We start from the raw sequence: 12,519 nt of genomic DNA, 5'->3' as shown, positions 1-12,519 counted from the left end.
GGGACGACCCGGTGATCCAGCAGCGCATGGCGGACGGCGACCTGCGCCACGACGAGTTCAACCTGGTCGGCGACGAGACCCTCGAGGGGGTGCTCGCCCGCTACGAGGAGGTCGGGGCGGCGACCGACGCGTTCGTCGTCGACGCGGACCTCGACGCCTCCTACCCGCTGCCCGAGGCGCCGTGGTTCGAGCCGGGCGCGTCGCGGTCGGTGCGCCGCGTCCTGCTCCACATCGTCGGGGAGACAGCCCAGCACGCCGGGCACGCCGACATCGTCCGCGAGGCCCTCGACGGTGCGAAGACGATGGGCTGAGGGCCACCCCGAACAGGACGAACGGTCCGCTGCTCACCCAGGACCGTGACGAACGGACCGCTCGTGGATCCGCGAGCGAGGGCCTACTGCGACGGGGCGGTCGTCGCCGCCCGGGTGGTGACGCGGCGGCGCAGTTCGCCGGTCTCGCGGGTGTCGAAGTTCTGGACGCCGAGCCACGCGGTCACGGCCTCGCGGTCGGGGTGAGCGACCGGCACGACGTTGTAGACGTAGTTCAGCGAGCGGGCCGCGGCCTCCTCGGCGAGCCGGTCCATCGCCCACGCCCCGACCCCGCGCTGGCGGAAGGCCGGGACCACGGCGACGAGCACCTCCGCGTCGCCCCAGGTGTCGTCGAGGCGGCCGAAGCCCGCGACCTCGCCGTCGGCGGTCTCGACGCGCCACCACGCGTCGCCGAGCGCGTCGCCCTCGTCCGGGGTGCCGAGCCCGTGGACGGTCGGGCCCGCGGGTGAGAAGGCCGCCGCCTTGTCCGCGTCCCAGCGCGGGGTGGGCTCGGCCGTCCAGGTCAGCTCAGGTGCACCGTCGGTCACCGCTCGCCCTCTCCGTCGAATGTCTACGCCTCTTCCCCCTGTCGTCAGAGTCTCGTAGAATGTGGCCCAGACGACAAGGGGAGGTCTCACGGTGACGGTCCTGGAGGAACCGGTCAACGTCGCGGAGGACTCCGCGGTGGCGGGCGCTCCGGACGCCCCGCCGCGGGTCGACTTCGACACCGACCCGGCGCGCTACCGGCACTGGCGGTTCGACGTCGACGGCGAGACGGCGACGGTGTACCTGGACGTGGCCGAGGACGGCGGGATCGTCCCGGGGTACGAGCTGAAGCTGAACTCGTACGACCTCGGCGTCGACATCGAGCTCTACGACCTCACGCAGCGGCTGCGCTTCGAGCACCCGGGCGTCCGCAGCGTCGTGCTCACCAGCGGCAAGGACTCGAACTTCTGCGCGGGCGCGAACATCCGGATGCTCGCCGCGTCGAGCCACCCGTGGAAGGTGAACTTCTGCAAGTTCACCAACGAGACCCGCAACGGCATCGAGGACATGACCGACGCGGGCCAGACGTGGATCGCCGCGCTCAACGGCACCGCGGCCGGCGGCGGCTACGAGATGGCGCTGGCGTGCGACCGCATCCTGCTGGTGGACGACCGGTCGTCCGCGGTGAGCCTCCCGGAGGTCCCGCTGCTCGGCGTCCTGCCCGGCACCGGCGGCCTGACCCGCGTGATCGACAAGCGCAAGGTCCGCAAGGACCGCGCCGACGTGTTCGCCACCAAGTCCGAGGGCTTCGGCGGTAAGAAGGCCGTCGAGTGGCGGCTCGTCGACGAGGCCGTCCCGCGTCGCGAGTGGGACCGCGTGGTGGCCGAGCGCGCCGCGGAGGCCGCCGCCGCCAGCAGCCGCCCCGCCGACGCGGCCGGGATCAGCCTGACGCCGTTGGCGCGGCACGAGACCGACGAAGGCCTCACCTACGACCACGTCCGCGTCGCGATCGACCGCGAGGCGCGGACGGCCACGATCGTCGTCGCGTTGCCCGACGAGCTGGGCGACGACCCGGCCGCGCTCCACGAGCAGGGCGCGGCGCACCCGCTGCTGGCCATCACCCGCGAGCTCGACGACGCGATCCTGCGGCTGCGCACCAACGAGCTCGAGATCGGCACGTGGCTGCTGCTCACCGAGGGCCCGACCGAGGCGGCGCTGGCCGCCGACCGGCTGATCGCGGACCACCAGGACGACTGGCTGGTCGCCGAGACCACCCGCTACCTCAAGCGCGTGCTCAAGCGCCTCGACGTCACCAGCCGCAGCCTCATCGCCCTGATCGAGCCGGGCAGCTGCTTCGCCGGGCCGTTCCTGGAGCTCGCGCTGGCCTGCGACCGGCAGTACATGCTCGAGGGGACCTTCGAGGAGGACGAGGACGCCACGCTGCCCAGCGGCGCGGCGGCCACCGAGCCGGCCGTCCTCGTCGTCACCGACGCGCAGTTCGGCACCTTCCCGATGGGCAACGGGCTGACCCGGCTCGGCAGCCGCTTCTACGGCGACGACGAGGCGTTCGCGGCGATCGGGGACCGTCGCGGCGAGGAGCTCTTCGCCGCCGACGCGGACGACCTGGGCCTGGTGACCGACGCCCCCGACGACATCGACTGGACCGACGAGATCCGGATCCTGCTCGAGGAGCGGGCCTCGCTGAGCCCCGACGCCCTGACCGGCATGGAGGCCAACCACCGGTTCGTCGGCCCCGAGACCATGGAGACCCGGATCTTCGGTCGGCTCACGGCCTGGCAGAACTGGATCTTCGTCCGGCCCAACGCGAGCGGCCCCGACGGCGCGCTGCGGAAGTACGGCACCGGCCGCAAGGCCGACTTCGACCAGAAGCGAGTGTGAGATGACGAGCGCGCGTCCGAAGATCGACTTCGACTCGAAGATCCCGAACAACGTCGACCTCGCCGGCGACCGCAAGCTCCAGCGCGCCCTCGAGCGCTGGCAGCCCAACTTCCTCGACTGGTGGGCCGACATGGGACCCGCCGTCGACACCAAGGACGTCTACCTGCGCACCGCGGTGGACGTCGGGCGCGACGGCTGGGCGCACTTCGACCACGTCCCCATGAACGAGTACCGCTGGGGGGTCTTCCTCTCCGAGCACGACCCGGACCGGAGGATCGCGTTCGGCGAGCACAAGGGCGAGCCGGTGTGGCAGGAGGTCCCCGGCGAGTACCGGGCGGACCTGCAGCGACTCATCGTCATCCAAGGCGACACGGAGCCGGCCTCGGTCGAGCAGCAGCGCTTCCTGGGCGCCACCGCCCCGTCGCTCTACGACATGCGCAACCTGTTCCAGGTCAACGTCGAGGAGGGACGTCACCTCTGGGCGATGGTCTACCTGCTCCACGCCTACTTCGGGCGGGCCGGGCGCGAGGAGGCCGACCAGCTCCTGGCGCGCAACTCCGGCTCGGACGACTCGCCGCGCATCCTCGGGGCCTTCAACGAGGAGACCCCGGACTGGCTGTCGTTCTACATGTTCACCTACTTCACCGACCGGGACGGCAAGTACCAGCTCGGGACGCTGAAGGAGTCGGGCTTCGACCCGCTGAGCCGCACCTGCGAGTTCATGCTCAAGGAGGAGGCCCACCACATGTTCGTGGGCACCACGGGCATCGACCGCGTGGTGCGCCGGACCGCCGAGCTGATGCAGGACCACGACACCGAGGCGGTAGCCGGCGCGGGCGGCATCCCGCTGACGATGATCCAGAAGTACATCAACTTCCACTACACGGTCTCGCTGGACCTGTTCGGCAACGAGTCCTCGACGAACGCCGCGAACTACTTCACCGCGGGGCTCAAGGGCCGCTGGCAGGAGGAGCGCCGCGACGACGACCACGTGCTCTCGAACGACGCGGGCGCGGTCGACGCCTTCCGCGAGGGACAGGTCACGCAGAACGAGGTCCCGGCGCTGCTGGCGCTCAACCAGGACCTGCGCCACGAGTACATCAGCGACTGCCGGACCGGGCTCAAGCGCTGGAACCGCATCCTGGCCAAGGCCGGGATCGACGCCGAGCTGTACCTGCCCCACGTCGGGTTCAACCGGCAGGTCGGCGCGTTCGCGGGCGCGAGCATCACCCCCGACGGCCGCGTGGTCTCGGAGTCGGAGTGGAACGCGCAGAAGGACTCCTGGCTGCCCACCGAGGTCGACAAGACCCACGTCCGCGGCCTCATGCACCCGGTCCTCGAGCCCGGGAAGATCGCCGGCTGGATCGCCCCGCCGTCGACCGGGATCAACGACAAGCCCGTCGACTACGAGTACGTGCACTTCCACTGAGTCTCTGACATCGTCGCCACTTCCCGCTCGATCGCACAGAGGCGGTTGATGTGCTGTCCCACCACCAGCAGTTCAACGCGTCGCACTACCTCGTCGACCGGCACCTCGACGCGGCCGGCGCGGGACGCCGGCCGGCGATCCGGGCGATCGTCCCCGACGGTGTCCGCAGGGTCGACTACGGCGAGCTCGCGGGGGAGGTCCGGCGCGTCGCCGCCGGGCTGCGCGCTCTCGGGGTGCGCCCCGAGCAGCGGGTGCTCCTGTGCGCCTCGGACGGGGTCGAGCTGTTCACCGCGATCCTCGCCGCGATGCGGATGGGCGCGGTCGCGGTCCCGGTGTCGACGATGCTGCGCGGCGCCGAGCTCGCCAAGCTCGTCGTCGACTCCCGCGCTCCGCTGCTGATCTGCTCGCCGGAGTTCGGCGAGGTGGCCCGTGCCGCGGTCGCCCTCGCCGCGGAGGACCGGCCGGACCTGCTCGACGTCGTCGTGACCCCCGCGAACGTCGCGGTGACCGACCCGGACCCGCTGGCCGGCTACACGGTGCGCACGCGCAGCTGGGCCGACCTGCTCGCGGCGGCGGAGGGCGGGGACGACTCGCTCTACCCGACGTGGGACGAGTCGCCCGCGCTGTGGCTCTACACCAGCGGCACGACGGGCACCCCGAAGGCCGCGATGCACCGCCACGCGGACATCCGCACCGTCTGCGAGACCTACGGCGCCCAGGTGCTCGGCATCCGCGCCGACGACGTCTGCTTCTCGGTCGCGAAGCTGTTCTTCGCCTACGGCATCGGGAACTCGATGTTCTTCCCGCTCGCCGTCGGGGCCTCCGCGGTCCTGGCCCCGGGGCGGCCGTCGCCGGCGGCGATCGCCGAGATCCTCGCGGCCCACCCGGTGACGCTGTTCTACGGCAGCCCCAGCGTCTACGGCCCGCTGCTGGCCAGCGACCTGCCCGACGACACCTTCCGGCGCGTCCGCCAGGGCGTCAGCGCGGGGGAGGCGCTGCCGGCGCGCATGGTCGTCGGGATGCGGGACCGCTTCGGGGTCGAGGTGCTCGACGGCATCGGCTCGACCGAGGCCCTGCACATCTACCTCTCGAACCGGGCGGGCGAGGTGGCGCCGGGGACGTCGGGCGTGCCGGTGCCCGGGTACGAGGTGGAGATCCGCGACGACGACGGGTCGGTGGTCCCGGACGGCACCAAGGGCACGCTCTACCTGCGCGCCGACTCGCTCTGCACCGGCTACTGGTGCCGCACCGACGTGAACCGCCGGGTGTTCGAGGGCGAGTGGATGCGCACCGGGGACACCTACGTCCGCAATCCGGACGGCACCTACCAGTGCCTGGGCCGCACCGACGACGTCCTGAAGGTCGGCGGCATCTGGGTCACGCCGATGGAGGTCGAGGAGCGGCTGGTCCTGCACCCGTCGGTGGCCGAGGTGGTCGTCGTGGGGGTCCCCGACGCCGACGGGCTCGACCGGACCGTCGCCTGCGTGGTCCCCGCCGAGGGCGCCGTCGTGGACGAGGACGCGTTGATCGCCTGGTGCCGCGAGGGGCTCGCGTCGTTCAAGAAGCCGAGCCGCGTGCTGGAGATCGACACGGTGCCGCGCACCGCGACCGGCAAGGTGCAGCGCTTCCTCGTCCGCGAGCTCGCGGCCGATCGGTTGGCGGCGTCCGCGCAGCCCGCGTAGGTGCGCTCCGCCCTCACGGATGCCGAGCTGTGATCACGAAGCGTTGTCATTCGCGCGCCGGTCTCCGACACTGGATCTGCGCTGCCCTCGTTCGGGCCAGGCGCGACCGCGCTGGGTGAAGCCCGAGGAGAGCACATGTCGGTGACCACGGCGCCCGAGGAGTCCGCCGGGTCCGCGCGGCGCGAGGCCTGGGCCCGGCGCGGGCGCGGCGTCGTCGGCCTGGCGCGACGGGTGCCGTTCACCGCCTCCGTCGTCGTCGTGATGGTCGTCCTGGGGATCGTCACCGGCGCGTTCTGGTCCCCGCTGGCCGACCGGCCGAGCGCGATCGATCTCGCCTACGGGCCGCCCACCCTGCTCGACGGCCACGTCTGGACGCTCGTCACCGGCGCCCTGGTGGCCGGTCACCCCGCGGTCTACGTGCTCACACTCGGCCTGTTCGCCGTCGCGGTGGGCTGGGCCGAGATCCGCTGCGGGACCCGACGCACCGCGGTCGTCACGATCGCCTTCCAGCTCGCCGCCGTGCTGCTGACGATCGCGCTCGTCCTCGCCGTCGCGGCCACCCCGTGGGCCTGGGCGGACCGGCTCGCCACCGAGACCGACACCGGCTTCTCGGCGGGCATGTTCGCGGCGCTCGCGATGACCGCGGTGACGCTGCACGCCCCGTGGCGGCTGCGGCTGCGGGTGGTGCTCGTGGGCGTCGCCGCCGTCGGGCTGCTCTTCCTCGGCGGGCTCGCCGACCTCGCGCACGCCTTCGCGCTGGTCCTGGCGCTGCCGCTCGCCCGCCGGCTCGCCGGCCCGGCCGCCGTGCCCGCCCCCGCGACGATCCACGCGGGTCGCCGGGAATGGCGCCTGATCGCCGCCGTCGGGCTCGTCGTCATCGCCGCGATCCGGGTGATCACCCTCGTGGTGCCCGTCGTCGGGCCGCTGGGCAACACCGCCTCGGACTCCTCGGTCCTCGAGACCACGATCTCCGTGGTCGTGTCGCTGCTGCTCGCCGAGGGCCTGCGACGCGGGCGCCGGCCGGCCTGGGTCGTGAGCCTGCTGCTGGGCGCGCTCTACGCGCTGCTCGGTCTCGTGGTGATCGCCGCCGTCGTGTGGGGCCACGTCACCGGGCAGATGGACCAGGTCGAGCTGGTCGGGCTCGCGGTGTTCGTGCCGAACGCGGTGCTCTGGACCGCCCTGCTGGTGTGGCTCGTCGTCGGGCGCGCCGCGTTCGCGGTGCCCTCGCGGCGGGCCCTGCGCCGCCGCGGCGACACCGGGCCCGCGGCCGGGCCCAAGGCCGCGCGCGTGGCCCTGCACGTCCACGGCGGGTCGACGATCTCGTGGATGACGACCTGGCCGGAGAACCGCTACCTGGCCACCGCCGACGGGATCGTGGCCTACCGCGTGCACGCCGGTGTCGCGGTCGCGCTCGGCGACCCGGTCGTCGAACCCGCCCGCTTCGACGACGCCCTCTCCGACTTCCGCACGCTCGCGGAACGCTCCGGCTGGGTGCCGTGCCTGTTCTCCACGACGCCGGCCCTGGCCGACGCCGCCCGCGCGCAGGGCTGGCGCGCGCTGCAGGTCGCCGAGGACACCCTGATCGACCTCGACGGGCTGGAGTTCAAGGGCAAGGCCTGGCAGGCGGTCCGCAGCGCGTTCAACCGCGCGGACAAGTCGGGGATCGAGCACCGCATGGTGCACCTCGGGGAGGAGCCGCGGGCGCTCGTCGCGCAGGTCCGGGCGATCTCGGAGGAGTGGGTCGGCGACAAGGGCCTGCCCGAGATGGGCTTCACGCTCGGCGGGGTGGAGGAGGCCCTCGACTCCGAGGTCCGCACCGGGCTCGCGATCGACGCCGAGGGCACCGTGCACGGGGTCACCTCGTGGCTGCCGGTCTACGGGCCGGACCGGGTGGTCGTCGGCTGGACGCTGGACGTCATGCGCCGGCGCAACGAGGGGTTCCGCGCGGTCGTCGAGTACCTCATCGCCTCGGCGTGCCTGACCTTCCAGGCCGAGGGCGCGCGGTTCGTGTCGCTGTCGGGGGCGCCGCTGGCCCGCTCCGAGCGTTCCGACGAGGTGTCGGCGCCGGTGCTCGACCGGGTGCTCGACCAGCTCGGCGCGCTGCTCGAGCCCTACTACGGCTTCCGGTCACTGCACCAGTTCAAGGCGAAGTTCCGTCCGCGCCACGAGCCGATGTACCTGGTGTTCCGCGACGAGGGCGACCTGCCGCGGGTGGGGCTCGGGATCGGGCGCGCGTACCTGCCCGACGCCGGGGTGCGGGAGCTGGTGGCGCTGACGCGCACGTGAACGATCGTCGTCGCCCTGACGACGACGATCGTTCACCTGCGGAGCTCGTCCAGCGCCGCCCGGGCCTGCTCGTCGATCGCCGCCGGGCCGGTGACCTCGTCGGCGTCCTCGGCCTCGCCCATGTCGCCCGCCTGGTAGCGGGTCCAGACCCCGGCGTGGATGCAGGCCGCCCGCCACCGCGCGAACGCCATGTAGAACTCGATGTCGGGCAGCTTCGTGCCGGTCGCGGCCTCGTAGCGGTCGATCAGCTGGGCCCGCGTCGGGAACCCGCCGGCGCCGGTGGGGCCGGGCAGGGCGGCGGGCACCGCGTCGCCGGGCTCGGACCACGACACGAGCAGGTGCCCGAGGTCGCAGAACGGGTCGCCGATCGTCGCCAGCTCCCAGTCGAACACCGCGACCGCCTGGCCCGCGTCGGTGTAGGCGATGTTGCCGGTGCGGTAGTCGCCGTGGGCGATCCGGTTCGGCGGGGCCTCCGGGATGCGCTCCGCGAGCGCCTCGTGCGCCGCGTCGATCGCGGAGAGGTCCTCCATCGCCGAGGAGTGGGCCTGGCGGTGCCAGCGCCGGAGCTGGCGCTCGACGAAGTTGCCGGGCCGCGCGAGGTCGTCCAGCCCGACCTCCCCGGGCTGGACGGCGTGCAGGGCGGCGAGCACGTCCATCGTCGACTCGCCGACGCGGGCCTTCGACGCCTCCGGGACCCGCTCGCCGTCGGCGAGGCTGTTGAGGACCCGGCCCTCGGCGAAGTCCATGACGTAGAAGTCGACGCCGGCGACGTCGCGGTCGTCGCAGAACGCGACCGGGACCGGCACCGGCACGTCGGTGGGCGCCAGGGCGGAGAGGAAGCGCCACTCGCGGCCCATGTCGTGCGCGGTCTCGAGCACCCCGCCCAGCGGCGGGCGGCGCAGCGCCCACGTCGTGCCGGCCCCGTCGGTGACCCGGTAGGTGAGGTTGGAGCGCCCGCCGGTGATCCGCTCGAAGGTCACGTCACCGGAGATGTCGGGGACCGAGCGCCGGAACCACTCGACGGCGGCGTCCGGGACCCCGGGGTCGCCGGAGACGCCCGGGGCGCTCACCGCGTCCCCCCGGCGTGGACGACCGACCCGGACCGCTGCGGCACTGCCTCGTCGTGCGTCATCGCGGCAGAGCGTATAGCGCCGTGGGCCGTGTCCGCGGGTCCGCCGACGGGCCCTTCCCCGCGCCCCCGACGAGGGCTACCGTGACCGCATGACCAGATGTGAAAGTTGGTCACGACGGGCGGCGAGGAGGCCGGCATGAGCGACGCGCGGGCCCACCGCGTCCTCGACGCGGCCGGCGAGCTGATGGTCGCCCTCGGCTACCGGAAGGTGACGATCGCCGACGTCGCCGCCCGGGCCGGCGTCGGGAAGGGCACCGTCTACCTGCACTGGCCGAGCAAGCTCGAGCTCTTCGGGGCGGTGCTGGTACGGGAGGGCGTCGCGGTCGGGCGCGAGCACGTGGCGGCGCTGCGGGCCGACCCGGAGCACGTCGTCCTGCACCGGACGATGCGCGACTCGTTCCTCGTGATCATGCGCCGGCCGCTCGCGCGGGCGCTCTACACCGGCGACGCTGGCCTGCTCGGCGCGCTCGCGTCGGACACCAAGATCGGCCGGTCGGTGGTCGGCGAGAGCGCCGCCCACCGAGCCCGTCACCTCGGCCTGCTGTACCGCCACGGGCTGCTCGCCGACGACCCGGCCACCGATCCCACGCTGTACTACCGCCTCGCGGCCGCCACGCTCGGCTTCTTCCTCGGTGACGAGCTCGCGGGCGGCGCCGAGCTGTCCGCGCGCGCCGACGCCCTCGCGCTCGTCGTGCGCCGCGCCTTCGAACCCGCCGACCTCCCGACCGGTGACGCCCTCGCCGTCGCGGCCGCGGAGGTCGACGCCCACTACTCCGGCCTGCTCGACGAGATGGGCCGGTCCCTGCCCGAGAGCCCCCAGGAGGGGTCATGACCACCACCGAACCCGCCCCCGCCGACCACGACGCCCCGACCACCGCCGACGAGCCCGCGCTGCTCGCCTGGCTCGCCCGCATGCGCGACGAGCAGCCGGTGTGGCGCGACCGCTTCGGCATGTACCACGTCTTCCGCCACGCCGACGTGCACACCGTGCTCCGCGACCCCGCCACGTTCTCGTCGGACACCGGCCGGCTCTCGCCCGTCGCGCGGACCACCAACCGCGGCATGCTCACCCAGATCGACCCGCCGGAGCACCGCCGGATGCGGATGGTCGTCTCCTCGGCGTTCACCCCGAAGCGCGTCGCCGCCCTGGAGCCCCGCATCCGGGCGATCACCCGCAGCCTGCTCGACGACGTCGCGGGGGACGCGTTCGACCTCGTCGACGCCCTCGCCTTCCCGCTGCCCGTCACCGTGATCGCCGAGATGCTCGGCCTGCCCGCCTCCGACCACGGGATGTTCCGCGAGTGGGCCGACCGGCTGTTCTCGATGCAGGTCGACGACCCGACCGACCCCGAGCTCGGCCCGCGGGTCGAGGCCGCGATGGCCGACATCCGGGGCTACCTCGTCGAGCGGGTCCGGGAGCGCCGCGCCGCCGTGGCCGACGGCACCGCGGGCGACGACCTGATCACCGCGCTGGTCGCCGCCGAGATCGTCACCGACGGGTCGCCGGTGCTGCTCGACGACGAGGAGGCCGCCAACTTCTCGCTCCTGCTCCTGCTCGCCGGGCACATCACGACCACGGTGCTGCTCGGGAACGCCCTGCGGACCTTCCACGACCACCCGCTGCCCGACGGGCGGAACGTCTGGACCGTGCTGGGGGAGGACCCGGCCTCCATCCCCGCCGCGATCGAGGAGGTGCTGCGGCTGCGCTCGCCGTTCGCGCAGACCGGGCGCGTGACCACCCGCGACGTCGAGATCGCGGGCACGACGATCCCCGCCGACCGCTTCGTGCTGCCCTCCCTGCTCTCGGCCAACCACGACGAGCGCGCGTTCGCCGACCCCGAGGCGTTCGTCCTGGACCGGGGCATCGGCGGCGGCGCGCAGACCGCGTTCGGTCACGGCGTGCACTTCTGCCTCGGGGCGCCGCTGGCCCGCCTGGAGGGCCGCGTCGCCCTGGAGGAGCTGACCGCCCGCTACGCCGCGCTCGACCCGGTCGACACCGACGCGGCGGCGCTGCGCCCGTACCCGCGGGGGGTGCTCGGGGTCCGGAACCTGCCCGTGCGTGGCACGCCCCGTCACGAGGGGTGACCCTGTGCGGGCATCTTCTCACCGTGCGTCACACTGACCGGTGTGACCCCGGGGCCGGCGCGAATCCTCCTCTCTGCGGCATGTCTGGTCGGGCTGATCGCGGCGGTCGCGATCCTCACCGGAGCGGTGCGCGTCGGGTCGGGTGCCTCGAGCGCGCCGACGGCGGCGGCCGCGGTCACCGCGCCCGCCGTCGTCGGCCCGGACCCCGACGGGGGCACGCCGGCGACGGTGCTCGCCGTCGCCGACCCGGTGACGATGGACGTGCGGCTCGAGGACGGCCGCACGCTGCGCGTCCGGGCGCTCGGCGTCCAGCCGCCGGCACGCTGCTACGCCGACCAGGCCATGGCCTTCGCCCGCCGGACCCTCGCCGGGCGCGCCGTGACCCTGGCCGGGGACGGCCGCTCCGACCGGTTCTCCCGCGCGCTGACCTGGGTCTCGCTCTCGTCGGGGGAGTACGCGGTGCTCGCGGCCGAGGCCGGCGTCGTCAGCAGCTACGCCGCTGACGCGCCGCCCGAGCGCATGCCGGCGGTCCGCGCGGCCGCCGACCGGGCTCGGGCGGCCGGGCGCGGGCTGTGGGGCCCGCCGTGCGTGGGCGGCGCGGCCGCGGCGGTCAGCGCGACGCCAGGCTGATCACCGGGCGCGCGCCCGGCGCCAGCCAGCGCATCAGCCGGACGACGGTGCCCTCGTCGGTGGCGACGCAGCCCGCGGTCGGGTGGTCCCCGATGTGCAGGAAGTAGGCCGAGCCGGCGCCCGGGCGGACCGGGTCGGTGTTGGCGTCGATGACGATCGCGTGGTCGTAGGCGTGGCCCGCGGCCTGCAGGTTCTCCGAGGCGCGCACGTCGAAGCGGCAGCGGCCGGGCGCGCAGACCTGGTGGGTGTTGTAGAGCGGGCTCGCGGTGTCGCCGACCCACCAGTCGTCAGCACCGACCTGTGAGTACGGCAGGGCGGTGCCGGGATCGGCGAGCCGGCCGAAGGCCCGGGTGATCCCGAAGGTGCCGGCGGGGGTGCGGGCGCTCTGCTCGCTCGAGGGGCCCATGCCGTCGCGGCCGAGGAACGCCGGCGTGGGCGGGAGGAAGGCGGTCCAGCCGCTGCCGGTGCGGGTCCAGGCCGAGACGGTGGCGGTGGTCGCGCCGGGCGAGGGTGCGTCGACGAGGACCGCCTGGGTCGTCCTCGCGGGCAGGCCCGCCAGCCGGGGCGGGACGCCGGGCGCGG

Annotated in this window: 11 protein-coding genes; 8 read left to right on the top strand and 3 right to left on the bottom strand. The window is 73.9% G+C overall.

The window, feature by feature from the left end; translation table 11 throughout:
* Positions 1–311 (top strand): mycothiol transferase (locus AC0CYZ_RS02730; RefSeq protein WP_472212114.1); only part of this gene is annotated, 311 nt, incomplete at its 5' end.
* Positions 312–394: 83 nt separating this feature from the next.
* Here AC0CYZ_RS02730 and AC0CYZ_RS02725 read toward each other — a convergent pair.
* Complete coding sequence (locus tag AC0CYZ_RS02725; RefSeq protein WP_472212112.1) at positions 395–856, bottom strand: GNAT family N-acetyltransferase; 462 nt, start codon at positions 854–856, stop codon at positions 395–397.
* Between the two features lie 136 nt (positions 857–992).
* On the opposite strand from AC0CYZ_RS02725, the gene boxC reads away from it, so the two are divergent.
* From boxC to AC0CYZ_RS02705, 4 genes are all read left to right on the top strand, one after another.
* On the top strand, positions 993–2,693 hold the full coding sequence (gene boxC / locus AC0CYZ_RS02720) for a 2,3-epoxybenzoyl-CoA dihydrolase (RefSeq protein WP_472212116.1): 1,701 nt from the start codon (positions 993–995) through the stop codon (positions 2,691–2,693).
* 1 nt (position 2,694) lies between these two features.
* The gene (gene boxB / locus AC0CYZ_RS02715; protein WP_472212110.1) at positions 2,695–4,122 is read left to right on the top strand and encodes a benzoyl-CoA 2,3-epoxidase subunit BoxB; all 1,428 of its coding nucleotides are present in this window, start codon (positions 2,695–2,697) and stop codon (positions 4,120–4,122) included.
* A 50-nt stretch (positions 4,123–4,172) separates the two neighbouring features.
* Complete coding sequence (locus AC0CYZ_RS02710) at positions 4,173–5,804, top strand: benzoate-CoA ligase family protein (RefSeq protein ID WP_472212108.1); 1,632 nt, start codon at positions 4,173–4,175, stop codon at positions 5,802–5,804.
* Positions 5,805–5,939: 135 nt separating this feature from the next.
* Positions 5,940–8,090 carry a bifunctional lysylphosphatidylglycerol flippase/synthetase MprF gene (locus AC0CYZ_RS02705; protein ID WP_472212106.1) on the top strand — a complete coding sequence of 717 codons (2,151 nt, stop codon included), beginning with the start codon at positions 5,940–5,942 and terminating at the stop codon, positions 8,088–8,090.
* Positions 8,091–8,122: 32 nt separating this feature from the next.
* On the opposite strand, the gene AC0CYZ_RS02700 is transcribed toward AC0CYZ_RS02705, so the two are convergent.
* Positions 8,123–9,160, bottom strand: a complete 1,038-nt coding sequence (locus AC0CYZ_RS02700; protein ID WP_472212104.1) for a phosphotransferase family protein — start codon at positions 9,158–9,160, stop codon at positions 8,123–8,125.
* 198 nt (positions 9,161–9,358) lie between these two features.
* On the opposite strand from AC0CYZ_RS02700, the gene AC0CYZ_RS02695 reads away from it, so the two are divergent.
* The 3 genes from AC0CYZ_RS02695 to AC0CYZ_RS02685 are packed head-to-tail and all read left to right on the top strand — an operon-like array spanning position 9,359 to position 11,937.
* Complete coding sequence (locus AC0CYZ_RS02695) at positions 9,359–10,054, top strand: TetR/AcrR family transcriptional regulator (RefSeq protein ID WP_472212102.1); 696 nt, start codon at positions 9,359–9,361, stop codon at positions 10,052–10,054.
* Entirely contained in the window at positions 10,051–11,307 is a 1,257-nt protein-coding gene (locus AC0CYZ_RS02690; protein WP_472212100.1) for a cytochrome P450, read from the top strand. The genes AC0CYZ_RS02695 and AC0CYZ_RS02690 overlap by 4 nt, the downstream gene beginning before the upstream one ends.
* A gap of 42 nt (positions 11,308–11,349) precedes the next feature.
* Positions 11,350–11,937, top strand: coding sequence for a thermonuclease family protein (locus AC0CYZ_RS02685; protein WP_472212098.1), 588 nt, complete (start codon positions 11,350–11,352; stop codon positions 11,935–11,937).
* Here the strand turns inward: AC0CYZ_RS02685 and AC0CYZ_RS02680 are convergent.
* The coding region (locus AC0CYZ_RS02680; protein WP_472212096.1) for a L,D-transpeptidase family protein at positions 11,918–12,519 on the bottom strand (602 nt) is incomplete at its 5' end. The two genes, AC0CYZ_RS02685 and AC0CYZ_RS02680, sit on opposite strands and share 20 nt — an antisense overlap.

The sequence above is a fragment of the Actinomycetospora sp. genome, assembly GCF_055612215.1.
Note: the sequence above shows the minus strand (reverse complement) of the source record. Positions and strands in the feature narration are given on the sequence as shown.

What these genes read in the sequence shown, in the direction of transcription:
- AC0CYZ_RS02690 (WP_472212100.1), top strand. Translation starts at nt 10,051, where the DNA reads ATGACCACCACCGAACCCGCCCCCGCCGACCACGACGCCCCGACCACC.
- AC0CYZ_RS02705 (WP_472212106.1), top strand. Translation starts at nt 5,940, where the DNA reads ATGTCGGTGACCACGGCGCCCGAGGAGTCCGCCGGGTCCGCGCGGCGC.
- boxB (WP_472212110.1), top strand. Translation starts at nt 2,695, where the DNA reads ATGACGAGCGCGCGTCCGAAGATCGACTTCGACTCGAAGATCCCGAAC.
- AC0CYZ_RS02695 (WP_472212102.1), top strand. Translation starts at nt 9,359, where the DNA reads ATGAGCGACGCGCGGGCCCACCGCGTCCTCGACGCGGCCGGCGAGCTG.